This is a genomic window from Bacteroides xylanisolvens XB1A (genome assembly GCF_000210075.1).
Classification (GTDB): domain Bacteria; phylum Bacteroidota; class Bacteroidia; order Bacteroidales; family Bacteroidaceae; genus Bacteroides; species Bacteroides xylanisolvens.
This window is the reverse complement of the sequence record NC_021017.1, coordinates 3,258,749-3,284,050: the sequence shown is the minus strand read 5'-3', so window position 1 is coordinate 3,284,050 and position 25,302 is coordinate 3,258,749. Positions and strand designations below refer to the sequence as shown.

At 36.0% G+C, this 25,302-nt stretch carries 22 protein-coding genes; 13 read left to right on the top strand and 9 right to left on the bottom strand.

Annotated elements, in window-relative coordinates; translation table 11 throughout:
* Positions 1-496: 496 nt before the first annotated feature.
* The gene (locus BXY_RS12880; RefSeq protein WP_015532121.1) at positions 497-1,399 is read right to left on the bottom strand and encodes an alpha-1,2-fucosyltransferase; all 903 of its coding nucleotides are present in this window, start codon (positions 1,397-1,399) and stop codon (positions 497-499) included.
* A gap of 138 nt (positions 1,400-1,537) precedes the next feature.
* Between BXY_RS12880 and BXY_RS12875 the strand changes: the two genes are divergently transcribed.
* Positions 1,538-2,404, top strand: coding sequence for a glycosyltransferase family 2 protein (locus tag BXY_RS12875; protein WP_015532120.1), 867 nt, complete (start codon positions 1,538-1,540; stop codon positions 2,402-2,404).
* 9 nt (positions 2,405-2,413) lie between these two features.
* On the opposite strand, the gene BXY_RS12870 is transcribed toward BXY_RS12875, so the two are convergent.
* Together BXY_RS12870 and BXY_RS12865 are read right to left on the bottom strand one after the other, a co-directional pair.
* A complete protein-coding gene (locus BXY_RS12870; RefSeq protein WP_015532119.1) occupies positions 2,414-3,397 on the bottom strand; it encodes a glycosyltransferase family 2 protein in 984 nt (327 codons plus the stop codon).
* Positions 3,398-3,610: 213 nt separating this feature from the next.
* A complete protein-coding gene (locus BXY_RS12865) occupies positions 3,611-4,594 on the bottom strand; it encodes a glycosyltransferase family 2 protein (RefSeq protein WP_015532118.1) in 984 nt (327 codons plus the stop codon).
* A gap of 1,024 nt (positions 4,595-5,618) precedes the next feature.
* Here BXY_RS12865 and BXY_RS12860 point away from each other — a divergent pair.
* The 4 genes from BXY_RS12860 to BXY_RS12845 all read left to right on the top strand — a co-directional run bounded on the left by BXY_RS12860 (position 5,619) and on the right by BXY_RS12845 (position 11,793).
* Positions 5,619-8,000, top strand: a complete 2,382-nt coding sequence (locus tag BXY_RS12860) for a glycosyltransferase (RefSeq protein WP_015532117.1) — start codon at positions 5,619-5,621, stop codon at positions 7,998-8,000.
* A 74-nt stretch (positions 8,001-8,074) separates the two neighbouring features.
* Positions 8,075-9,235, top strand: coding sequence for a glycosyltransferase family 4 protein (locus tag BXY_RS12855; protein ID WP_008641799.1), 1,161 nt, complete (start codon positions 8,075-8,077; stop codon positions 9,233-9,235).
* A gap of 83 nt (positions 9,236-9,318) precedes the next feature.
* Positions 9,319-10,746, top strand: a complete 1,428-nt coding sequence (locus BXY_RS12850) for an MBOAT family O-acyltransferase (protein WP_008641797.1) — start codon at positions 9,319-9,321, stop codon at positions 10,744-10,746.
* A 6-nt stretch (positions 10,747-10,752) separates the two neighbouring features.
* Positions 10,753-11,793, top strand: coding sequence for a hypothetical protein (locus BXY_RS12845; protein WP_008024039.1), 1,041 nt, complete (start codon positions 10,753-10,755; stop codon positions 11,791-11,793).
* Positions 11,794-11,863: 70 nt separating this feature from the next.
* On the opposite strand, the gene BXY_RS12840 is transcribed toward BXY_RS12845, so the two are convergent.
* Positions 11,864-12,847 carry a glycosyltransferase family 2 protein gene (locus BXY_RS12840; RefSeq protein WP_015532116.1) on the bottom strand — a complete coding sequence of 328 codons (984 nt, stop codon included), beginning with the start codon at positions 12,845-12,847 and terminating at the stop codon, positions 11,864-11,866.
* Positions 12,848-13,043: 196 nt separating this feature from the next.
* Between BXY_RS12840 and BXY_RS12835 the strand changes: the two genes are divergently transcribed.
* Genes BXY_RS12835 through BXY_RS12810 form a run of 6 tightly spaced genes read left to right on the top strand, consistent with a single transcriptional unit; the run spans position 13,044 to position 18,434 of the window.
* Complete coding sequence (locus BXY_RS12835; RefSeq protein ID WP_032841911.1) at positions 13,044-13,853, top strand: glycosyltransferase family 2 protein; 810 nt, start codon at positions 13,044-13,046, stop codon at positions 13,851-13,853.
* 1 nt (position 13,854) lies between these two features.
* Positions 13,855-14,904 (top strand): pyridoxal phosphate-dependent aminotransferase, encoded by a 1,050-nt coding sequence (locus BXY_RS12830; protein WP_004315564.1) that lies wholly within the window; start codon positions 13,855-13,857, stop codon positions 14,902-14,904.
* Positions 14,901-15,632, top strand: a complete 732-nt coding sequence (locus BXY_RS12825) for a phosphocholine cytidylyltransferase family protein (RefSeq protein WP_015532115.1) — start codon at positions 14,901-14,903, stop codon at positions 15,630-15,632. The genes BXY_RS12830 and BXY_RS12825 overlap by 4 nt, the downstream gene beginning before the upstream one ends.
* A gap of 17 nt (positions 15,633-15,649) precedes the next feature.
* Positions 15,650-16,462 carry a LicD family protein gene (locus tag BXY_RS12820; RefSeq protein ID WP_015532114.1) on the top strand — a complete coding sequence of 271 codons (813 nt, stop codon included), beginning with the start codon at positions 15,650-15,652 and terminating at the stop codon, positions 16,460-16,462.
* Between the two features lie 29 nt (positions 16,463-16,491).
* The gene (locus tag BXY_RS12815; RefSeq protein ID WP_008641786.1) at positions 16,492-17,625 is read left to right on the top strand and encodes a glycosyltransferase family 4 protein; all 1,134 of its coding nucleotides are present in this window, start codon (positions 16,492-16,494) and stop codon (positions 17,623-17,625) included.
* Entirely contained in the window at positions 17,622-18,434 is an 813-nt protein-coding gene (locus tag BXY_RS12810; protein ID WP_008641784.1) for an FkbM family methyltransferase, read from the top strand. The genes BXY_RS12815 and BXY_RS12810 overlap by 4 nt, the downstream gene beginning before the upstream one ends.
* Here the strand turns inward: BXY_RS12810 and BXY_RS12805 are convergent, their stop codons facing one another.
* Positions 18,435-19,346 (bottom strand): lipopolysaccharide kinase InaA family protein, encoded by a 912-nt coding sequence (locus tag BXY_RS12805; RefSeq protein ID WP_004315559.1) that lies wholly within the window; start codon positions 19,344-19,346, stop codon positions 18,435-18,437. It lies immediately after the preceding gene.
* 232 nt (positions 19,347-19,578) lie between these two features.
* On the opposite strand from BXY_RS12805, the gene BXY_RS12800 reads away from it, so the two are divergent.
* Positions 19,579-20,637: a glycosyltransferase family 9 protein gene (locus BXY_RS12800; RefSeq protein ID WP_015532113.1), complete on the top strand. Its 1,059-nt coding sequence runs from the start codon at positions 19,579-19,581 to the stop codon at positions 20,635-20,637.
* Here BXY_RS12800 and BXY_RS12795 read toward each other — a convergent pair.
* Genes BXY_RS12795 through BXY_RS12785 form a run of 3 tightly spaced genes read right to left on the bottom strand, consistent with a single transcriptional unit; the run spans position 20,620 to position 23,396 of the window.
* Complete coding sequence (locus BXY_RS12795) at positions 20,620-21,696, bottom strand: glycosyltransferase family 4 protein (RefSeq protein WP_208946920.1); 1,077 nt, start codon at positions 21,694-21,696, stop codon at positions 20,620-20,622. The genes BXY_RS12800 and BXY_RS12795 overlap by 18 nt on opposite strands.
* Before the next feature lie 59 nt (positions 21,697-21,755).
* Positions 21,756-22,787: a glycosyltransferase family 9 protein gene (locus BXY_RS12790; RefSeq protein WP_009039118.1), complete on the bottom strand. Its 1,032-nt coding sequence runs from the start codon at positions 22,785-22,787 to the stop codon at positions 21,756-21,758.
* A gap of 3 nt (positions 22,788-22,790) precedes the next feature.
* Positions 22,791-23,396, bottom strand: a complete 606-nt coding sequence (locus tag BXY_RS12785; RefSeq protein ID WP_015532111.1) for a DUF4254 domain-containing protein — start codon at positions 23,394-23,396, stop codon at positions 22,791-22,793.
* 117 nt (positions 23,397-23,513) lie between these two features.
* Here BXY_RS12785 and pdxB point away from each other — a divergent pair, with 117 nt between their 5' ends.
* Positions 23,514-24,554 (top strand): 4-phosphoerythronate dehydrogenase PdxB, encoded by a 1,041-nt coding sequence (gene pdxB, locus BXY_RS12780; protein ID WP_061448408.1) that lies wholly within the window; start codon positions 23,514-23,516, stop codon positions 24,552-24,554.
* Between the two features lie 101 nt (positions 24,555-24,655).
* Here the strand turns inward: pdxB and purN are convergent, their stop codons facing one another.
* Positions 24,656-25,282, bottom strand: a complete 627-nt coding sequence (gene purN, locus BXY_RS12775; protein ID WP_032851049.1) for a phosphoribosylglycinamide formyltransferase — start codon at positions 25,280-25,282, stop codon at positions 24,656-24,658.
* Positions 25,283-25,302 lie beyond the last annotated feature (20 nt).

Genomic DNA, 25,302 nt, shown 5'->3' with positions numbered 1-25,302 from the left:
TCATTCTTAATGAAATAAATAACGTATTGTCTCCCGTTCTCGAAAAGTTAGCAACTTTCCGCATAGAAATAATTCATTAATAGTTCCCATAAGCCCCAATATTTAAGTGAAAACCTTAGAACCCTATCAATGGTGTCAGCAAAGGTATTATACCACAATTTTTCTCATAAAACGATTTATTTCTGTGTTAGAAATTCAACCTAACGAGAAGATAAACAAAAGACTATGGGAAGAAAGGGTTAAATTGGTAGCAATTACAGCATAAGTGTTAATTAAAATTCAATAAACTATTGACCGTAACTAACCCCTAGTAAACCATATTCTCCATCTGAGGCCTGCCCAGTTATGACCTTACTTGTTTCTATTTATTTGGTAATCAAACTTCGTCCATATCCGAAGTATATGCCTAAAAAACAAGAATGACCAGGGTCTTAGGTTTACGGTAATTGTGACATAAGTGTTAATGAAATGTTTAACGAACTATTGTCCATATATACTATAGAAAAATCGGATTCTGAAATAATATTTTCCAATATTGCTGAGTCATGTCGTTACACAATATGACATATTTATCAGGAGTATCCGCCAACAAAGCTCCAAACTTACCCAAAGTCCCCTTTGTTGTAACTTGATGTTTACAATGAGCGATCAAATACAAATCCATATATCCCTTATCAGAGCCATTAATATCAACAACTTCTGCAGAATCTGCTATAGAAAGTTTTGGTAACAATTCAACCCTCACCCATTCGGGTTCATCGGAAAAGAAATAAAAATAAGGTTCATGTAATTTCTTCTTCAAAAAAAGAATTGCTTTCATAAAATAATCTAAAGATGCCGGTGCTCCATATGAAGAAACCTCCTCCCTTAAATCCCCTCTCCTAACATGTACAGCCACAGAATTGGGATGTGCAGCTATTTCATCACTCTTTTCCCTATTTACATCATCCAAAACACCATCAGACAATTTATACAAAGATTGAAAAGCTTCAAGCCACTTCAATGATGGAAAATGATAATAGCCTCCCAAATAAACCGGAGGCACAAAATCTAGAAAAGAAAAATCATTAGTACGAATAGCGCCGTCATTGCCGCCATAAAAATATTTCCTCTTATAAATATTAATTTCATAATCAGACGCCACTGCAAAGTCCAAATAAGGGAAAGCTTTTAAAATATCAAAATTTCTAACATATTCATTATTTATATCCGCCCCCCACTCTTTATAAAAAGCTAGATCATAGCAAACGGAGAATCCAGCTTTTACATACAAGTATCCCAACAAATACTGATGCATTTGAGAGCAAATCCCACCATCCATCATTACAATAATTTTTGGACGGATAATTTTCCAATCAATTAAATATCGATAGATATTTCTTTTCAGATCCTTCAACATTTATTCCAGTTCATTAACTTTGCACTATTTATACTGTGCAAAGATATACATCTTTACCATTGCATTAGTATAAAATCACAAGTATTTTATATACATTTGCAATATATATAATACATCAATTTTACATACCTGAGGAATATGAGCAGATTACTTATAAGTATTATTACTGTAAATTTCAATAATAAGCATGGACTTATCAAAACTTTGAATAGTATTAAAAGCCAAAAGTGTAATTCATTTGAGCATATTATTATTGATGCTAATTCAACAGATGAAAGTACAGACATTATAAAACAATATGAAAAAGAAGTAACATATCCACTTTATTGGACTTCAGAACCCGACAAAGGCATCTATGATGGTATGAATAAGGGTATAAAACAAGCCCACGGAGAGTATCTATACTTTCTAAATTCAGGGGATGTTCTTATGGATAGCACAATACTTCAGAAACTGCCATTAGACGGAAGCAAATATATTTACGGTAACATAAAATACGTATTATCAACAAGCTCTTATAGAAATATCAGCCCTGCGGCAACATTAGATATTATTTATCTTCTCAAAACAGCATTACCTCATCAGGCCTGCTTCATCCACCATTCATTATTCCAGACACAATTATACAATACGAAATATAAAATCATATCAGATTGGATACACACAATGAAAAGTATCATTTTTGAAGGATGTAGTTATAAACACATAGACATAACAATAGCAGAAGTTGATGGCACTGGAATTAGTTCAAATCAAGAGAAGTTAATGGAAGAACGAATAAAATGGATCAAAGAACAGTTTCCACAAGCCATACTAGACGCCTTGTCTGAATTGTACGAATACAAATATTCTGAATTAGGTTCACTTATTCCAACAATATCCCAAACCAAAAAATTCAAAAAAAGAATAAGAAAAATCGTTCTTCTACTTTTGAAAATTAACAACTTATTCTCTTCTAATAAAAGAAAAGAGAAAATGATATCTAAAATATGGGAGCCTTTTTGAAAAGTATTCTTAAATCTTTCCTTTCCTCACATAACGCATCAATTTAAAATTTCCAAACCAAGTAGAAAATCTATAAGCATCTATTACTTTACGTTCATAGTATTGTAATGAACACCCCAAATTAGGATAAAAGCACAAATCCTGAATTATTCTTTTCATTTCCTCACCTATATTATCAAATCGTCTCCACAAAATCATCATAAATGTATTCTTCAAATGGAAAAAGGCCAAAGATTCGCCCAATTCTTTTACCAAGCCTTTCTGTTTTATAGTATCCTCAATCCATCGAGAATAGGTTTTAAATTCTTCAAATTTTTCATCACTAAACACAGGAATACAAGACAAAGAAGATGGACGTTCATTATAATTTAAGATTGCCTTATTCAAGGAAACAATTTTTTTTGCCGCTAACACAATCTGAGTTGTCCATATCACATCCTCACCAAAGGAAATATGCGGCATTATATCTATAAGATTTTCTTGAAGCAAACTACGTTTTTGAAATTTAGACCACAAACTCCAATAAGCCTTCCCTAGTAATATCTCATTTAAATAGCCGACACCAGTTATCTGTTCAAATTGAAGTTTTCCCGATTCTCTTTTTACACCATTTTGTGCACAAAAACAAAAAGGGAAAGCAACAATATCAGCCTCCCAACTCTCTGCTTTTTCAACTAATAATTCTATCGCGTCATTAATCAAGATATCATCGCTATCTAGAAATTGAATATATTTACCTTTTGCAATATCTATCCCCATCTTCCTAGCTAAAGAAGGACCTTGATTTTGTTTTCTTTTGTAGAAAATACGATTATCACCATCTGCATACCGAGCTATAATCTCCGCACTTTTATCAGTACTTCCATCATCAATAAGAATAATTTCAAGCTCCTTATACGTTTGACTAATTACACTATCTATAGTAAATGCGATGTATTCTTCACTATTGTATACAGGGATTATCACAGAAACCAATGGAAATAACTGAATCATAAATTTCACCTTTTAGAAAACTACCATATCTTTTTGAGACACAAATTCAATCACTTCACAAAAGTAATACAAAATTAAAGAAGAGCATGTAAATTAAACTATAAAATATATCAAAGTTATGTATCTTGAAAAGACCAATAACTAAGGAATAACCAACGAATACTACAATAAGCAAAGAGATTTATACACCAAACATAAAATATCACATTTAAATTAGTGTTTACGATAATACTTCCAGTAACAAAGCAACCAACGATACGTTATTTTCCTAACGCGTTTATATATCCAACCATCTATTTCATCTGGAGATAAATAAAGCCATTTTTTCATTTTATGCCTCATATCTTTTATTTGTTTTCTATCTCTTATAAGCTGAGCTCCTTTCATAAAATCATCAAAACGACGAAAACAAGTCAATACAATTTGAAATATGACCTCTGCTCTTTGATGTTCAGAAAACAGTTTGTTTCTTTTTACAAACTCAATTCTCGGATATTCTGCCAAAAAAAAATGATATTGCTTGGTTGAATCAATAGAATGACATGTACTCCCTTCTCTTTGAAGATAATTATAATATTCACGATCAATCCATACTACTTTTTTGCTCAAAGCTACCCATTGATATACTACCGCATGATCCTCAAAAAACACTCCTTCAGGAAACAAGATGATATTAAATAAATCCCTTTTAAATAATTTAGTACATGGAGAGCTACTTACTTTCTCACATATAATATCTTCTACCACTTCTTTTGACATTCGTTCTACCACCAATCCTGAATTCGTATAAAGATGTTCTATCCGACCATCTTCATATTCATAACAAAAGTTGCAATATGCTATATCCGCATGATAAGTTTCAATAGCGCATAGCAAATCCATATACATTCTTTCATTTATACAATCATCGCTATCAACAAAACCAATATATGGAGCAGATGCTATTTTAAGACCAGCATTCCTCGCAATAGAGGCACCAGCCTCCAGAAGATGAATAACCTTTATACGATTATCAATCCTGCCATATTCATCACATATATCAGATGATGTATCCTCCGACTTATTATCAACTAAGATTATTTCAATATCTTTCAATAATTGACTACGTACAGATTCAATACAACGCTTTAAATATGGAGCTGTATTATGAACAGGAATGATAACACTCACACGATATTGGCATTCTGTCTTTTTCATTCTAAATATATTTTATATATTATGCGAATCAGTAGTTGAAATCACTTGCTGATTCAGTTAGTTAAATTGTTATTATTCAATTAAACATCTCATCACCATTTCGCAACCCTTCTGAAAATAAAAATAAAAAAGGGAAAGTAACTACTAAAATTGCGACTAAAGGATACTGTTCTACAAAGAACATGTATTATTTCGGACTCAAACTCCACACCTTAGCTTTCCACAGGAAAGGAGCCATTCCATCCCCCGAAATGATTATCTTATCATCAGAGAGGAGAATGATCTGGCCATACTGACTCCTGTTAAAGCCATAAAGGAAAAGTTCTTAGTATTACTCAAAGAGAGCAAGCTGGTAGAGACCTGTTTTCTACTGCCGTGTCAAAGGTCAGACAACCGATAGAATCTTTTTTCAACTGGCTGAATGAGAAAACAAATATTCAAAGAGCGATGAAAGTCAGATCTACATCCGGACTTTTGGTACATACGACGGGGAAAATAGCCATCGCATTCATTTATCTAGTTTTCTAAAACAATGAATCAGAGTTCAACTACTGATTCGCATAAATTATTAATTCCAATTCTGCACATTCAACTTCAAAAAAGTGAAATTTTATTCAACAATAAACAACATTTAAAACCCTATTAAAGCATTTCGGGCCAATACAAGTTTGGAATTGATAACAAAGATAAGAAATTCTATTAGAACTATACCTAAAAATATAATCTTCTGTAGAAATCAAACAGTTCATTGCATTTATTTACGTTTATGGCCACCTCTTTAAATGATATTTATTATATTTTTTCTTCAATATTCAAAAATAGCCAAACATAAAAACACATCTACGCAATTATTAGACTCGTATCAATGTAAAAACAAAAATAGGCAACATCATAACATTTTCACATACAAGCGGTTCACTCGAAGATTAAAGACAAGTCCCTTTGGCATTTCTGTTTTTTCTTTATACCTTTGCCACACTATCTATACATCATTTGTATTAGCAATAAAAGAATTCAGACTTTAATGAAAGAGAGAAAATTAATGAATCCCCAATCTACTATGACGAATATTGACATCATAATCCCCATCTATAATGCTTTTGATTTTGTCAAAAAGTGCATTGAAACAGTAATTGAGCATACAGATCTTACCCAACACACATTATTGTTAGTCAATGATAAAAGCACAGACGAAAGAATATTGCCCTTATTGAATTCTTTTATAAAAGAAAATCAATCGCTAAATATCATATTAATAGATAACAAAGATAATCAAGGATTTGTCCGAACTGTGAATATTGGCATGCAATATTCACACCATGATGTAGTCTTATTAAATAGTGACACTGAAGTAACCAGAAATTGGCTTTCCAAAATACAAAATTGCGCATATAGTAAACCTGCAGTAGCTACTGTTACTCCCCTATCCAATAACGCGACTTTAGCATCTGTACCTGTTTTTTTGGCAGAAAACACCATTCCTCCAGGTTTAAGTGTAGAAGAATATGCTGACATTGTCGAAAAATGCAGCATGAATTTATTTCCTGATATTCCTACTGCGCACGGATTCTGTATGTATATTAAAAGAGAGGCAATAGACGATCTAGGTCTATTCGACGAAGAAACTTTTGGAAAAGGATATGGGGAAGAAAATGATTTCTCATATAGATGTTTACAAGCTGGATATAGACATTTATTATGTGATAACACATATATTTATCATAAAGGGACCCAATCTTTCACTCAAGAAAAGACCAATTTGATAAACTCTCATCTACAAATATTAAAAGAGAGATACCCAGTATGCTTTGCAAACACTGAAGCTTTTGTTCAACAAAATCCGATCTCAGAGATACAACTGAATGTGCGTTATAACACAGATATGTATTCTAAAAAGAATGTACTGATTGTAATACATGAGTTCAAAGCGATCAACGAAAGGAACATCGGCGGAACAACATTGCATGTACATGATTTAATTAGAAACATGCGAAAGGAATTTAATTTTCATGTAATCTATTATTCTGTGGATGATTTCAGATACTATCTAACCTCTTATTTTTCATCTGACGAAATTACTGTTTCTCTAGGCATGTATTCTCAATATACAGCTTTAAATCTTTATAATGATGTTTTCAAGAAGGATATTGAGAGATTGATAACGGCCCTAAGAATAGATTTAATCCATATCCATCACTTAAGAAACATGTATTTGGATATTTTCAAAGTGGCACAAGAGAAGAACGTTCCCTTTATATATACAATGCATGATTTTTATTCAATATGTCCTTCGGTAAAACTCTTCGACGAGGAAACATTTCTTTGTAATTATAACAACCAAAATGGATGTAGTTCATGCATATCAAAAAAGTTTAAACTGAATATTAATTTTATACCGTTATGGAGAAAAGAATTTTATTCGAATCTTAAATTAGCAAAGAAAATAATCGTCCCCTCTTCCAATACTAAGAATATTGTTTTAGATATATACAAAGACCTAACAATCGACGTAATAGAACATGGCTACAATCAAGCAAACAAAGAATCGAATTATTCTAACATAAAGAAAAACAAAAAAGAAAAGTTTAATATCGCTTTTATTGGTGGGATTTCAGAAGAAAAAGGTTTAAGATATTTAAAAGGGTTAATAGCTGAAGCTAGAAAATCCGAGATAACAATCCATCTCTTTGGAATGGCAGAAAATAAAAAATATAACACCAATAAACAAAATTATATCTATCATGGTGAATATTTACAGAAAGACCTACCTAATCTACTACTTGAGAACGACATTAAACTAGTATGTTTAATGTCCATGTGGCCAGAAACATATTCCTATACTTTATCAGAAAGCCTTATTGCTGAAATTCCTGTAATCACATTCGATTTAGGAGCTATAGCTGAACGGGTGAAAGCAATTGATGCAGGATGGATTTTCCCCATACACAGTACCGCAAAAGATATTTTTAAGTTCATTTTAACAGTCAAATCAAACATCGCAGGAGAATATCAAAAGAAAAAAGAGAATATCAGACATTATTTAAAAGAAATGAAGTCTGTAAAAGAAATGGCTAATGAATATGCAAGAATATACAATAAAACCATCAATACATTCCCTGTTTTAGCTTATGATACCAATGACACACAATCAAAGATTGAATTCTACAAAAAAAGCAGAGAACTCAATCCATCAAGTATAAAGTCGATACAAGAAAAGAAAGAATATAAACGCATAAAAAATATCATTAAAGGATCGGCACCCTTTAAACGCGCTTTTAGAGAAATGAAGCTCTATCGTGAGACCTATAAAAATAGCAAGTGGCGAAATAAAATCCTTTTCAAATTTATATGGTATAGAATTATATGTCTTAATACTTGTAGTACTTTTACCAAAAAATATTATTAGATAGTTCATCGTAAAAAGATGCCATACACATAACAAAAGAAGTCATAAACCAAATTCAATAAAGTTCCATCAAAATGATTAACGTCTTATACATAGCAGTAGGTGAAGGAGGCTCTGACCAAGCATTAATCACTTTAATTAAAGAACTTAAAAGCAAAATAAGGCCTTATGTCACATTAGGGAAATTAGCTAGCCAATCAACCATTAATAAATTGAAATCGGAAAATATACCATATAGTATTCTTAACTACGACTTCTTCTGGTATCCCTCAAAAAAAAATTTATGGAATTATATTACTCGTCCCATATATGCCTTTAAATTAAAAAATAAAAAGAAATTCTTTACCAAACAAATCATAGAATTATCCAAACAATATAAGATTGATATTATTCATACCAATTCTTCTGCATATCAGTTTGGGGCTACTGCAGCTCAATCACTAAAGATTCCACATATATGGCACCTAAGAGAGTATCAATCTTTAGATTTTGGACATTCACACGCTTACTCACTTCCATATTTAAAAAAACAACTACACAAATCCGGCAATTTCAATATAGCAATAACAAAAGGTATATATAATTTCTACCAACTAAAGGAGGAAAACTCGACTATTATTTACGACGGTGTTTTGAGGCAAAGTTATAAACCTAAAGAGTTTCCTAAAGAAAAGTATTTTCTATTTGTAGGACGCATCGTGAAAGAGAAAGGCATATTTTCACTATTAAATAGCTATAAAGACTATCTACTAAGAGGAGGTACCTTCAAATTAATACTTGCCGGAAACTATTCTTCAAAGACAAAACAAAAAATTGATAGACTAATAGGAAAATACAATATACAAAATAATATTACGCTTAAAGGAGCATTACCCACCAATCAAATATATGATCTAATGAATCGCGCAACAGCTTTAATCGTCCCGTCACCGTTTGAAGCATTTGGTCTAATTACAGCAGAAGCTATGTTTAACAAATGCTTAGTTATTGGAAAAGATACTGCCGGAACAAAAGAACAATTTGACAATGGTCAAAAAAAATACAATAAAGAAATTGCTCTTCGTTTTACCAACGAACAGCAATTAGCCACGCATTTAACAGATATAGAACAAAAACAGATACAACAATACACTGAAATCATCGAACGAGCATATAATTATGTTTCGTCATTATACTCTATTGAGAACAATGCCAAACAGATAGAGCGTCTATATACATCTATTCTTAGAACATAGTTATTTATAAGACGTAAACAAAATTACATGCATTTACAATATCAATAATTATTTTATATTTATCTTTGCAAAAAAATTAGGCCGTGCTATTTAACTCATTCGAATTCTTAGTCTTTCTACCAATAGTATTCTTATTATATTGGTTTGCTTTCAAAAAATTAAGGGCACAAAACTTATTTGTTGTTGTAGCTAGTTATCTATTTTATGGTTGGTGGGATTGGCGCTTTCTTATCTTAATAGCGTTTACTACTTTATGTAGCTATGCAAGCGGAATCCTACTTGAACGGCAAGAAGGACATAGACACATCCAACGTTTAATAAGTATTGCCAACATTGTATTAAACCTAACCATATTAGGAATATTCAAGTATTTCAACTTCTTCTCGGAAAATTTACAACACCTGTTTCAGTGGTTTGGATTTGAATTGGATTGGGTCACATTAGATATCTTACTTCCAGTAGGAATTAGCTTCTATACATTTCAAGCACTTAGTTATACAATCGATATCTACCGTCACAAGATGAAACCCACACATGATATTGTAGCATTCTTTGCTTTTATCAGTTTTTTTCCTCAACTTGTTGCAGGTCCTATCGAAAGAGCGACCAATTTACTACCGCAGTTCGAAAGCCAACGAACTTTCGATTACACAGCGGCAGTAGATGGTATGAGGCAAATTTTATGGGGATTATTCAAAAAGATTGTTGTAGCAGACACATGCGCTGTCGCAGTCAATCAAATCTTTGCAAATTATCAAACACTTGATAGTTTGAATCTGGTTTGGGGAGCTTTCTTATTTACTTTCCAAATTTATGGAGACTTTTCTGGATACTCGGACATCGCTATAGGTACAGCAAAGTTATTTGGCATTAACTTACTACAGAACTTCAACTTTCCATATTTTTCTAGAGATATTGCCGAATTTTGGAGACGTTGGCATATTTCACTCACCACTTGGTTCAGAGATTATATTTATATCCCATTAGGAGGAAGTCGATGTAGCAAATGGAAATCTTTCCGTAACACTATGATAATTTTCTTAGTTAGCGGTCTCTGGCATGGAGCCAATTGGACGTTTATTTGTTGGGGTGCATTTCATGCTCTACTATTTCTACCATTATTACTCATGGGAAGAAACAGAAAGTATAAAGACATAGTAGCTGAAAACAAATACCTACCATCCCTCAAAGAACTTGGACAGATTATTAGTACTTTCATTCTTGTAATGATTGGTTGGGTTATCTTCCGCGCCGAAAATATAAAAGAGGCCTATCAATATATCATTTATATGTTTACTAAATGGCAACCTTCATCGCTTGAATATGGAGTTAAATGCATCCAATACATTGCTATTTTGATTATCATAGAATGGATTAACAGACGCAAAATGCACGGACTAGAAATAAATATAAAATACCCTATAATCAGATGGGGAATCTACTGTGCCATATTCTATTATATATTTTATTACTCTAATGATATTCAAACATTTATCTATTTTCAATTCTAGAACTTTATGAGAAAATTTATATTAAAATGCTTATTCACCATATTCCCTGTCATGGTATTAATATACGCATATGGCTTTTATGTGAATTTCTATTTAATAGATCGTCTAACCAAAGCCGGTGATTTAGGGAAACTTGGCTACTTTTACATAGACAAAACCCAAACCAATTTAGGTACACCATTATCAGAGAACAAGGTAGATACATATTATGACAACATACAAAGAAATTACAAAGTTATGACCATAGGAGACTCCTTTAGCCAACAAGGTTTCAGTGGTTATCAAAATTATTTAGCAGCCAAATTAGGAGAAAGAATCCTCAACTATCCTGATCCAAGAGGAAGAGGATATAGCTCTGAAGATATCGCATTGTATTTATTGAATAACGATATATATGCTAGCCTAGGATGTAAGACTGTTATTATTGAAACGGTCGAAAGAGAATTTGTACAGCATATACTTAGCTTTAGAGATATTAAAGACATCAATTATACTCTTGAGAAAGAAGACAATAAGCCAGAAAATAATTTTACAGAAAAAAAGAAGAAAGATTATTTAATGGAAACGTTTAAATATATCAAATATCATTTATACAAATCAAAAAGGCCAGTAAAAGAAGTACAGTTAAACACTGATTGTTTCTCTGTTCCACCATACAACACCTTCTATTTTTACAATGACGATTTATGGAAATTATCAATCACAGAAGAAGAATACAACGCCATTTTAGACAAACTAAACTACCTTCATAAACGCTTTCAAGAAAAAGGCATTGACCTCTATTATATGATAGCTCCCGATAAATATGATGTATACCAACCATATATAATAAATAATCCATACCCGCCTAAGAAAGTAATTGATCAACTAGAAGAAAATGGAATTAACCAACTAAAATGGTTTATTAATCCTAGAGATAATTTTAGAGAAATGATTGCCAGCGGAGTCAAAGACGTTTATCATATAGATGATACGCATTGGGCAACTATAGCTAGTGAAACTGTTGGTAATATTATTGCAGATAAGATAGAAAAATCCACCGACTAAATTTACTTTTAAGTGATTATTAGCAAGTATTTCATAAACATTATCCATTTCCAATAAAAACATCCAGTAATCACAGACGATCTTTATCACGAGTAATCAACCAAGGCATCAGCCAACTAAAACTTTTATTAAATCGTTCTACATAATAATCACTAGAATTTGCTTTTAAAGAAGCTACTAAGTGCAATGTAAGTTCCTTCTTGATTTCAGTAGGAACCTTAAGTCTTTTTATCTCTTTATAAAAGCTCCCATGACGCACAGTCTTTCTTTGCCTCCCTATATTAACGAGAGAATGCTCTATTCTATTTACTATATATATGTCTTCTCGAACCCCATCGCCTGTCTTTTGCCCCTTCTTGGTAGTGCTTACATTATGCAAACGAAAATTATTCAATTTTTCATAAACTTCGACTACCATTCCTTGCTTAGCCATTTCTATCCAGAAAAGCCAATCGCCACTATAGCGCATTGAAAAGCAAGACAAGTCTTTTATTTGTTCAAAACATTGTTTACGAAAGACAACACCACTAGCATTGTAAATATAGTTACGCCAATAAAGATTATGTTTTATATAATCTTCACCATCAAAAACACCCATATTATGAGAACGACTCAACTGTTTTGAAGTCCAACGATCAAAATCAGTAGTTAACTGATTACCTTCCCCATCTATACAATGTGAGCCCAGAAAGCAAAAAGAAGCATCCGGATATTGTTTCAAAACAGAGACTGCCTTTTTCAAAAAAGAGGGTTCAGCCGCATCGTCACTTTCGGCAATCCAAATGTACTTTCCACGAGACAAACTAATGCCTTTCTGCCATTGAGCAAAAGGACTTCCTGTATTGACTGAGTTAATCTCCAAATGACTGACATGAGGATTAGCACTATAATGTTTTAAAATAGATGTACTATCATCCGTTGACGCATCATCCAATAATATAATCTCATAATCTGTATATGTTTGGGCCAATACCGATTCGATACGTTGCCGCAAAAAACGAGCATAGTTATAATTAGGAATGATTACACTAACTTCCACCGAATGATTTTCCATTACAAATACACTATTAATCTTAGTTATAATAACAAACTGATAGCAAAGATACAGATATTATTCTTAAAAAAGACGCTAACCCTCTAATGTTTAGCAAAAAAGCCTTTAACACTTGTCACAACCAAATAAAATGTATACATTTGTAGAATTTTAGTGCAAGCCCCCTTAACTATTTAACTAACATAGTAATAATTATATGAATAAACCAATGGCGAGCAACATAAGTACATCGCTAATTATATCCACCTATAATAGAAGCGACGCATTAGAATTATGCGTTAAAAGCGTGCTACGTCAATCTCTCCTTCCTGATGAAATTATCATTGCCGATGATGGTTCTAAAGAAGACACAGGAGAACTAATTCATCAATTGGCAGCTTCCTCTGAAGTTCCCATTATTCATGTTTGGCATGAGGATTTAGGCTTCAGACTGGCCTCCATCCGCAACAAAGCTATTGCGAAAGCATCTAAAGAATATATTATACAAATTGACGGAGATATCGTCTTACACAAAGATTTCGTCAAAGATCATGTACGTTTTGCAAAAAAAGGTAGTTTTGTAACCGGTAGCCGTGTATTAATCCGGGAAGGCTTAACGAGAAAAATGTTAGCAGAAAAAAACTGCATCATTTCCATTCACGACAAAGGTACTAAAAACACAATCAACGGAGTACATTTACCTTGGTTGAGTCCACTACTTCAACATTATCGTCAATGGGATGTTTCTTACTCGAGAGGATGCAATATGGCTTTCTGGAAAGAGGATTTGTTAAAAGTCAATGGGTACAATGAAGCTATTACCGGATGGGGAAGTGAAGATCATGAATTAGTATGCCGCCTTATCAACAGCGGTGTACGCAAGCGTACCATCAAATTTGCGGGAATCGTGTTCCATCTTCATCATGAACTACACGGAACAGATAATCTAAACAACAACCGCAGTATTTTGAACGAAACAAAAGTCAGGAAACTAACCTGGTGCGATAAAGGAATCATACAAAACTAATATGGAAAAGAATTTGAACTTTTTAGATCGAAACGAATTTAACTACAGTCCATCAAAAGAAGTAGTAGAAGCTTTAAAAAACTTCGATATAAATAAACTTTGTTTTTATACCCGCATTTATGATGAAGGAAAGAAAAGTATATTATCTGTTTTCTTGTCCGAACTATACGATATAGATGAAACTCAAGTTTTATTGGGATACGGCGGAGAAGATATTCTGAAGCAAGCCGTTCATTACTTCCTGACTCAAGAAGATGGAAACAAAACGATGTTGATTCCCAAGTTCTCATGGTGGTATTATAAGTCAATTGCAGATGAGGTGAATGGCCATACTTTGCAATATCCTCTTTACGAAGACGGAAACACTTTTAAATATGACTTTGAGACGCTGAAAGATATGATTCAGAAAGAGAATCCGAAGATTCTTTTACTGGCTTCTCCCAATAACCCTACCGGCAACGGTTTAACTCCGAAAGAACTGGATGAACTGCTTGCAGAAGTACCCAGCCAAACAGTGGTACTGATAGACGAGGCATACGCTTCTTTTGTTTCAACTGATACCAGTTATATCAAAAAACTGGTTAATAAATATCAGAATTTGATTATTTCCCGTACTTTATCCAAGTTTTATGGATTGCCCGGTTTACGTATGGGATTCGGATTTATGAGTAAAGAACTGGAAAAATTCAGCAGATACAGCAATAAATATCTGGGATACAACCGAATATCCGAAGATATCGCCATTGCAGCTCTTAAATCGGACGCACACTACCGCAACATCGCCAAACTGATGAACGAAGACCGTGAGCGCTACGAAAAGGAAATCGGCGTGTTACCCGGATTCAAAGTATATGAATCGGTTGCCAATTTCATTTTAATCAAATACCCGATAGAGCTAAAAGAAGCTTTACAAAAGGCTTTTGCTGAACAGAGTTATAAAGTGAAGTTTATGAATGAACCGGATATCAACACTCATTTGCGTATCACATTGGGACGCCCAGAGCAAAACCGGATCGTTATAGATACAATTAAAGAAATCGCCTCCAAATGAAAGCAGTAATATTAGCCGCAGGAATAGCGTCACGCTTACGCCCGCTGACCGATACAACGCCCAAATGCCTCCTCAAGATAGGAGAACGATGCCTACTGGAAAGGGCTTTTGATGCTCTGATACAAAACGGATTCGACGAATTCATTATCGTCACGGGGTATCGCCAGCAACAAATCGTTGATTTTCTGCAGGCACGTTATCCAGTCCAAAATATTACTTTCATCTATAATGACAGATATGAATCAACCAACAATATCTATTCATTATGGCTTACCCGACCGCATACCGACGAGGAAGAAATATTGTTATTAGACAGTGATATTATTTTTGATCCTCAAATTGTAGAAAAACTGCTTCATTCGGACAAAAACGACATATTGGCACTGAATCGACACGAGCTTGGAGCGGAAGAAATAAAAGTCATCGTAGACGACGCACAAAAGGTTGTTGAAATCAGCAAAGTTTGTTCTATATCCGATGCTATCGGAGAGTCTATCGGTATCGAAAAGATGTCAGCTGAATACACCAAAGCTCTATTCCGGGAACTGGAAATTATGATTACCACTGAAGGACTGGACAATATATTCTACGAACGGGCTTTTGAGCGACTGATTCCGCAAGGATATAGCTTTTACGTCATGGATACCACCGAGTTCTTCTCGGCCGAACTGGACACCGTAGAGGACTTTCAACAGGCACAGAAGCTGATTCCAGCAAGTCTTTATTAATCAAAATTCAGATAGAAATGGCAAATTACGATATCCGCCCTCTACAGCTTCGCATATTAAAGAATTTATTAGCTGTTGACAAAGTTTGCAAAGAACATAATCTGCGATATTACATCATGGCAGGCACCATGCTGGGAGCCGTCCGCCACAAAGGATTTATCCCTTGGGATGATGATCTGGATATCGGTATGCCAAGAGCCGATTATGATTTATTAATGGCTAATGCCAAAGAATGGTTGCCGAAACCATACGAAGCTGTATGTGCTGAAAACGACAAGGAATATCCTCTTCCATTCGCAAAAGTACAGGATGCCGACACCACTCTAATTGAACGTATGCATCTCAAATATTTGGGAGGCGTATATATTGATATATTCCCACTGGACGGAGTTCCGGAGAGCCGCATGGCGCAAAGAATGCATTTTGCAAAGTACGAATTCTACAAACGTATACTTTATCTGATTCATCGCGATCCATACAAGCATGGAAAAGGCCCCAGTTCATGGATACCGCTATTATGCAGAAAACTTTTTACCCTTACCGGAGCACAGGAAAGTATCAGGAAAGTAATGAAAAAGTATGATTTCGACCAATCCGCGTTGGTCTGTGATTATGATGACGGAATGAAAGGAATCATGTCTAAAGATATTCTGGGTACCCCTACTCCAGTCTTATTTGAAAATGAAGAAGTGTGGGGAGTACAGAAATACGATGTCTATCTGTCACAGAAATACGGAGATTACATGACCATACCTAAACAAAGTGGGCAAAGACAACACAATTTCCATTATTTAGACCTGAATAAACCTTATCGGGAGTTTGAAGTCTAACTATAATCACATAAAGGTAAGAAGTAGAAATGAGAATAGGTTTTGACGGAAAACGTGCAGTACAGAATTTCACCGGTTTGGGTAATTATAGCCGCTATATAGTGGATATTCTATGCCAATTCTATCCGGAGAATGAATATGTATTGTATGCCCCCAAGAAACGGGAAAATAAAAGGCTGAACAAATTAACGAAGCAATATCGGCAACTACAGCTTTCTTACCCCACTACTTCTTTCTGGAAAAAGTTAAGTTCGTTATGGCGAGTGTTGGGAGTCACCCGCCAATTGGAAAAAGAAAGAATTGATATTTTTCACGGACTTAGCAATGAATTACCCCTGAATATCCATAAAAGTAAGGTAAAAAGTATCGTAACAATCCACGATTTGATATTTCTGCGATACCCACAATACTATCATTCGATCGACAGGAATATATATACATACAAATTCCGCAAAGCCTGCGAAAATGCGGATAGAATCATTGCTATCAGCGAATGTACCAAACGTGATATTATTGAGTATTTCGGGATTCCTGCCGATAAGATAGAAGTTGTTTATCAGGGATGTGATACTTCATTCACGCACCCTGTAACAGAAGAGAAAAAAAGAGAAGTCCGAGCTAAATATCAGCTACCGGAACACTATATCCTCAACGTAGGAAGTATTGAAGAACGAAAGAATGCCCTTTCGGCGGTACAAGCACTGACGATGCTTCCTGAACAAATTCATCTTGTCATTGTAGGACGCCATACAGAATACACTGATAAGATTGAACGTTTTATTAAGGAGAATAAGCTGGAAGAAAGAGTGCACATCATCAGCAATGTTCCTTTTGATGATCTGCCGACTTTTTATCAGCTAGCTGAAATTTTTGTATATCCTTCACGCTTTGAAGGCTTTGGCATCCCCATTATAGAAGCTTTATACTCCGGAATTCCGGTAGTAGCCGCAACAGGTTCTTGCCTGGAAGAAGCCGGAGGTCCCGACTCGATCTATATACATCCCGATGATATCAAAGGAATGGCCAATGCTTTCAAACAGATATACTCTGACCCTGAAAGAAAGAAAGTAATGATTGAAAAAGGGCAAATATTTGCCAAAAGATTCTCTGAAGAAAAGCAAGCGGAAGAGATCTTAAACATCTACAAGAAATTAATGAGATGAACATACTTAAACACACAATAAAGAAATTTATATATGGCACTCTCCCATATTATTTCATGAAAGGATATAAGCCCGGCTCTCCTTATCTGAAATACTATGAATATATTAAAGAACATGGATATTCAAGACACCTGTATGAATTCAAAGATGAATATGCAAATATGCCCGTTGACGTACAGAAAGACGAGGAGAAAGGTTTATACTATGTTCAAAAAGAAGAGAAACGGCTCTATTTCAGAAAGAGCACTCCGGCCAGGAAAATTCAAAAATATTACAGGGCTTTGAGCATGGAACAAGACAGGCGCTCACCGCACCATTACTTCAACAGCGTTAAAGAAGTGACAGGAAAGGTATTTGTAGATGTCGGTTGCGCCGAAGGATATTCTTCATTGGAAATCATCGAAGAAGCTAAACATGTCTACTTGTTTGAGCAGGACGAACAATGGCTGGAGGCCATCAGAGCTACTTTTGAACCATGGCAAAATAAAGTTACGATTGTCCAAAAATATGTAAGCGACCATAATTCTTCGAGAGAACAAACTCTGGATGACTTCTTCAACAATCAAACGGAGGAGCATCTATTTCTAAAAATGGATATCGAAGGAGCTGAACGGCATGCATTGGCCGGATGCAAGAACTTATTCCAGAATTGCCAGAAGTTGGATTTTGCAATTTGCACATACCATCTACATGATGACGAAGCAGTCATTTCTGCATTTTTGGATAAGAATAACTGCACATATACCAATCAGAAAGGTTTTTTCAGGCATAAAATCCGCAGTGTAGTCATGCGCGGAAGTAAGAGTTAATCATTGATAATCAGCAGAAAGCAATTCGCAATAGTCATACTTACACAAGTATGTATCATAAATGCGCTTTTCTTTTTTCAATAAGAAACGTGAGATATGCGGTTCCCAGGAAAAGAACTTACGCACTGAACGGTACAAACGGAAGAATAAAATCAGGGATACGATATGCCTTTCTTTTTCTTTTCGTGCCGCACGACGATAAATATAATGAGTAAAGAACTGATCGCTATAACGAAGAGCCAGACTAACAGTAGATTCTACATCCCATCCCCTCAAAGAAGCGTATTCTGTCATTATATAAGTCAGCACTTCACGAGAGATGCATAAACGACACATATTACGGCACACAGTATCACAATCAATATCCGATAGCAACTGCATGCGATTCACGTCGACCAAGGAAAAACTATATTCATTCGCATCATTCTGATGGATCAATATATTGCCGGGAGAATAGTCCAAATGCAGGATACCTGCCTGATGCAAAGCAGCCGTGTAGCGCGCAAAAGCAGAAAGTTTATCTTCATTTCCTTCCACTTTCCCATCCATCAGGGAACGGACTGTTTCGCCACCATCATAACAACAAATGTAATAGCTATGTGAAAGAAGGCCACTCTGGAATTGTTCGATCATAGCAACTGGCTCCGGAGTGTCAAAGCCATGTTGTTGAATTTCCATAGAGTAAATATAGGAACGCTCTGCTTTTGATTGCCGGAAAAACGAATATACAACACGATTGATGATGTGAGGCTTCTTAAAGCTCTTCACCACAACATCAATGCTGCCTAAGCCAATTCGTTTTAAAACATTACGCCCATCGTACACCACATCTCCTTTTTCCTGGAAGGACCTTGGAATTTCTTCTATCTCCTTCTGCAGATGCGCGTACTTGGGATTTACAATCACTCTCATTACACTCTCCTATATAATACTAATTACAAAGATGGAGCAAAGATAAAGAAATTAAGGCATATTCCGACTATATTTTTTTCTTTTCTCACAAAGATTGGCTAACTCTCTATACATATTAAGTACTGTTGCGAACAACTTTAGTCGTTTTTTCTTTTTTCTTTTCATTTATATTTAGACATAAATGCTTTTTTTTAGCTATGTTTGCACGATAAAAAGCATAAAGAAGTCAAGCATGAAACCAATCAAAAAAATTCTGATTATTCGATTTAGACAAATAGGGGACTCTATTCTGGCTGTTGCATTGTGCAGTACGCTGAAAAAAAGTTTTCCCGATGCAGAAATACACTTTGTGCTGAATAAAAATATAGCATCGCTCTATGAGGGTCACCCGGACATAGATAAAGTTATTACATTTGACAAGAATGAGAATAAGCCATTCACTGCTTATATAAAAAAAGTATGGCAAGTGACGCATCAAAACAAATACGATGTCATCATCGATATGCGTTCTACGATCCGGACTCTTTTTTTCTCTCTTTTCTCATTAAAAACTCCTTTCCGGATAGGGCGTATCAAGGGATACACACGTTTTCTATTAAATTATCGGACAGACACTTACAGCAATAGTCTAACAACTGATATGGTAGAACGCAACCTATTGCTTGCAGCGCCATTAGAGAAAATCAGGCCTATTCAATATACAAAAGAATTCAGGTTATACCTCACTGACCAGGAGAAAAAAGACTTTCGATATTATATGGAAAAGGAGGGGATAGATTTCGCGCGCCCTGTATTCCTAATAGGAGTTACCACCAAGCTCCTCCATAAAAAATGGAATACGGAGTTTATGATAACCACACTTAAAAGAATATTGGAAGAATACAAGGACATACAAATGATCTTCAACTATGCACCGGGGTATGAAGAAGAAGATGCAAGAAATATCTACAAGGAATTGGGATGCCCGGAACGCATCAAGATTGATATACAAGCCTCTTCATTACGACAACTGGCAGCACTTTGCGCCAACTGCTCGTTTTATTTCGGAAACGAAGGAGGAGCCCGACACATTGCGCAAGCCCTCAAAATTCCTTCATTCGCTATTTATTCGCCAAGCGCTTCTAAATCAATGTGGTTACCTACAAATTCCGTACTTGCCCGAGGTATTAGTCCCGACGATATTCTTCCGCCGGAACAACAAGCAACATTAACTTATGAAGAACGTTTCGCATTAATTACCCCGGAAAAGGTATACGATCAATTAACTTCGACATTAAGACAATTGAGCTAACTCGCGATATAAATCAAGATAAGCTTGTATATGCTTCTCGTAACTGAATGAAGCTGCATGTTCTTTCATTCTGGTCAAGCGTTCCTCATCTTTATAGAAATCAGGCAAATGTTCCCGGATACTTTGCACCATAGATTCTGTATCCAAATGTTCCCACATGATGGCATGTCCATTACAAACTTCCGGTAAACTAGTGCGATTAGCTGCAAATACAGCCTTTCCAAACTGCATAGCTTCCACCACAGGGAGTCCAAAACCCTCTCCTTCACTAGGAAACAGGAACGCCTCACAGCTCCGATACAACCATATCTTTTCACTTTGAGTGATTACATCTGTCAAAAACACATTAGTGACTTGCTTCTCACGAATCAGATTACGCACTTCTTCAGCATAAGCGAAATGGGCATCTCCACAAATATACAAATCATATTCCGGGAAATGGCGCATTACGTCAACCAGGAGATGGAAATTCTTTTTCCTACGGATCTGTCCAATCGTAAAAAAGAAAGGACGTCCCGTCGCAAAAGACGGCTGGGTTCCTTCCAACATATCGATCCTCTCCACCCCATTATAGATGACCCGGATCTCTTTCCCCTTCAAATCTATATGTTGGCGAATGACATCTGCTACATAATGAGAAATCGTTGTGACTACTGATGCCTTATTGACCTTATTCTGCATCCGACGAAGATACATTTTAGCCTTCCAAGGCTTTTTCTCCGTTAAGAAATTAAAGTCATGTATAGTAAAGATAAACTTTGTACCACCGGCAATACGTAACAACTTCCGCTGCTGATTCACCGCATGCCATACATCTACTTTAGGAAGAGTAAAAGGGAAAAACTTATTGATACGACGTACCGGAACAGAGGTCACATTCGGGCCAAATTCCTGCATATATTTCTGTCTCAACAAATATACAAAATGAAGATCCTCTACCGGCATAGACGAAAAAGCGGCCGCATAGTTGGCCGCAATCTGTCCGAAACCAGCTGTTAGACTACCATAATTCGTAAGATCTATCAGTACCTTTTTCTTTCGTTGTATCTCTTTTTCCATCATTATTTGATTCTACGCTCTTTCGGCTCAAAAACAACTAAATTGAATTCCTGCAAATATCAACCTACAATCCCTTCTATTTTTGCAATAACCTGTTCCGGCTTTATATCTCTTAAACAGGCATAATCACCACGCCAACAAGGCTTCTGTCCATATACAGAGCAGGGACGGCATGACAAATCAAGTTGCACGGTATTAACCGGCAATTGCTTCCAGCCCATAAAACCGGCATAAGGATGAGTGGCCCCCCAAATAGAAACAACCGGAATATTGACCAAGGACGCCAAATGCATATTGGCAGAATCCATTGAAAGCATCACATCTAAATGGCTCATCAGATTCAGCTCGGTACGCATATTCAGTTTACCGATCATTGAAACAACAGAAGGATATTTAGCAATCCATGCGTCAAACACTTCCTGCTCGCTTTTACCACCTCCAAAAAGAAAAACTTTCACTTGTGGGTTAGCCGCAAAATGTGCTATAACCTGCTCCTGCAACTCTAACGGATAAATCTTACCTCTGTGTTTGGCAAAAGGGGCTATACCAATCCATTTTTGACCTTCCTTAGGTCCTGTGACTGGCTCTATCTCTGCAAAGTTGCCTTTTCCTTCGCCATAAATAGAAGAGAAATTTAATAAAACCGGCAAACCGAGCTTCTCAAGCACATCGGCATAACGGCGAAAAGAACTCTTCTGATTCTCCATCACCTTATCGTGACGACGAACCAGTTTCTTTTTACCGGCCCTTCCCTTACATATGGAAGCTACCGGTTTATTGGCAAGACGGAATCGCAGACATAAATATTTGGAACGAAGCACATGATGAAAATCAGCAATGTAATCAAAATGCATCGCTTTCAACTCCGAATAGAGGCTATTCAAGCCCCAAAGCCCCTTGTGTTTGCCTGTTAAGTCAGCTCCGACAAAACCTACATTCGTAGGCAGCCCCTGAAAGAGCGGCTGCCATACAGCACGACTTAACACTGTTATTTCGTGCTGCGGGTATTGCACAGCCAGCGAATGTATTACCGGTATTGTCATGGCTACATCGCCAAGAGCTGAAAAACGAATAATGAGAATACGCGCCATTCGTTATTTTTTAGCATAAAGCACCGGATTCAATGCCGGGTCATTATACATTTTCATCTGTTTATATACTTTCATATATTTTCTCCCGGCTTCGATATCAACCAATAACTGCTCAATAGCCGTAGAGAGGTCTTTACGTTGTTCCAGCAGGATATTCAGCTTAGTCTGACATTGAAGACGGTGTTCCTCTGTAGTATCCGTACGTTCCACTTCCTGCTGCATGTGGTAAATTTTCAATGCAAGAATTGACAAGCGGTCAATAGCCCATGCAGGACTTTCTGTATTGATCGTTGCGTCAGAAAGAGGTTTTACTTCTTTGTATTTGTCTAAGAAGTAGCTATCAATTAGTTCCACCAAGTCTGTACGATCCTGATTTGATTTATCAATTCTTCTTTTCAAAGCCAATGCTTCTACCGGATCAATCTGCGGGTCACGGATAATATCCTCAAAATGCCATTGCACAGCATCAATCCAGTTCTTTAGATATAAATAATACTCAATAGTTTTCAACTCGTAAGGATTGTTCATCGGAGCATCCACACTATCCGTTACATGGTAATCTGTTGTCGATTTCCAAAAAATCTCGTTGCAAAGGTTACTAAATGTCATAATCTTAACTAGCTAATAGATATATAATAGGGCAAATCTATGTAATATTTTTCAGACAAGCAACCCTTTCTTACTTTTTTATTTGTTACCTTTGTGGGTATAAAAGATGAATTGTATATGAAAATTATTATCGACAATAAAATACCATTTATAAAAGAAGCGGTTCAGAGAATAGCCGATGAGGTGGTTTATGTACCGGGGAAAGATTTCACTCCGGAGCTCGTACGGGATGCAGACGCACTCATTGTCCGTACCCGCACACATTGCAACCGGGATTTATTGGAAGGTAGTCGGGTAAAATTCATAGCAACGGCAACCATAGGTTTCGATCACATTGATACAGAGTATTGCAAACAGGCAGGCATAGAATGGACAAATGCTCCGGGATGCAATTCTGCTTCTGTCGCCCAATATATACAGTCATCGCTTCTGGTGTGGAAATCTTGCAGAAACAAAAAGTTAAACGAACTGACGATTGGAATCATAGGAGTGGGAAACGTAGGGAGTAAAGTAGCTAAAGTTGCCCGGGATTTTGGCATGCGCGTTTTACTGAATGATTTGCCACGGGAGGAAAAAGAAGGAACAGAGCAGTTCGCTTCACTAAGTAAAATAGCAGAAGAATGTGATATCATTACCTTTCACGTACCTTTATATAAGGAAGGGAAATATAAAACCTTCCACCTGGCAGATGAGAACTTCTTCCAGTCACTCAAACGAAAACCGGTTATCATTAATACCTCCCGAGGAGAGGTCATTGACACCAATGCTCTTTTAAAAGCCCTAGACAGCCGGATCATTTTAGATGCCATCATCGATGTGTGGGAGCATGAGCCGGAAATTAACCGTGAGTTACTGGATAAAGTATTTATTGGCACTCCCCACATTGCGGGTTACTCTGCCGATGGAAAAGCAAACGCCACACGCATGTCACTGGATGCCATTTGCAAATTCTTCCAAATAGAAGCTGATTATAAAATAAACGCACCGGCACCCGCCTCTCCTATTATACATGCCAAAAAACATGAAGAAGCAATCCTCCAAATATATAATCCAGTCGAAGATAGCACCCGATTGAAAAATCAACCGGAACAATTCGAAACCTTACGCGGGGATTATCCTTTGCGGCGAGAAGAGACAGCTTATTTAATCAAATATTAAGAAATAAGTATTAAGTATTAGGTATTAAGTATTAACCGTAGCGACCGAGAACTTCATGAAATTCCGTCAAACGATTATCTGCATGGAGTAATACTTAATACCTAATACTTATTTCTTAATACTTGTTCTATGACTTGCGGGAAGTGTTCATATTCCAAGGCATGCACTTTTTTGGCTACATCATCCGGAGAATCTGTCGGAAGAACAGGACAAGTAGCCTGGAAGATTGCATTTCCTTCGTCATAATGCTCATTTATATAATGTATAGTGATACCGCTTTCCTTTTCACCGGCAGCCACTACCGCTTCATGAACCCGGTCTCCATACATTCCTTTGCCTCCGAACCTCGGCAGAAGAGCAGGATGTATATTTATAATTTTATCGGGATAAGCATGCAAAAGCAAGTCAGGCACACGAACCAGAAAGCCAGCCAGTACGACAAAGTCGATGCGGTACTCCTGCAAAATAGCCAAAATTTCATCTCCGGCTATCCAGTCCTCCTTTGGAAACACGTTACAGGGCACTCCCAAACGATGCGCACGTTCCAAAACGTATGCATCACTTTTATTAGAAAGTACCAACGAAACCTGAACGGAATCGTTTTTTTGGAAATACCGGATAATATTCTCGGCATTTGAACCGGAACCGGAAGCAAAAATTGCGATGTTTTTCTTCATAACTCTCAAATTCGATGCACAAAACAGTGAAAAATGTGCAAAACTTTGCATTTATTTAGTCAAATATTTGC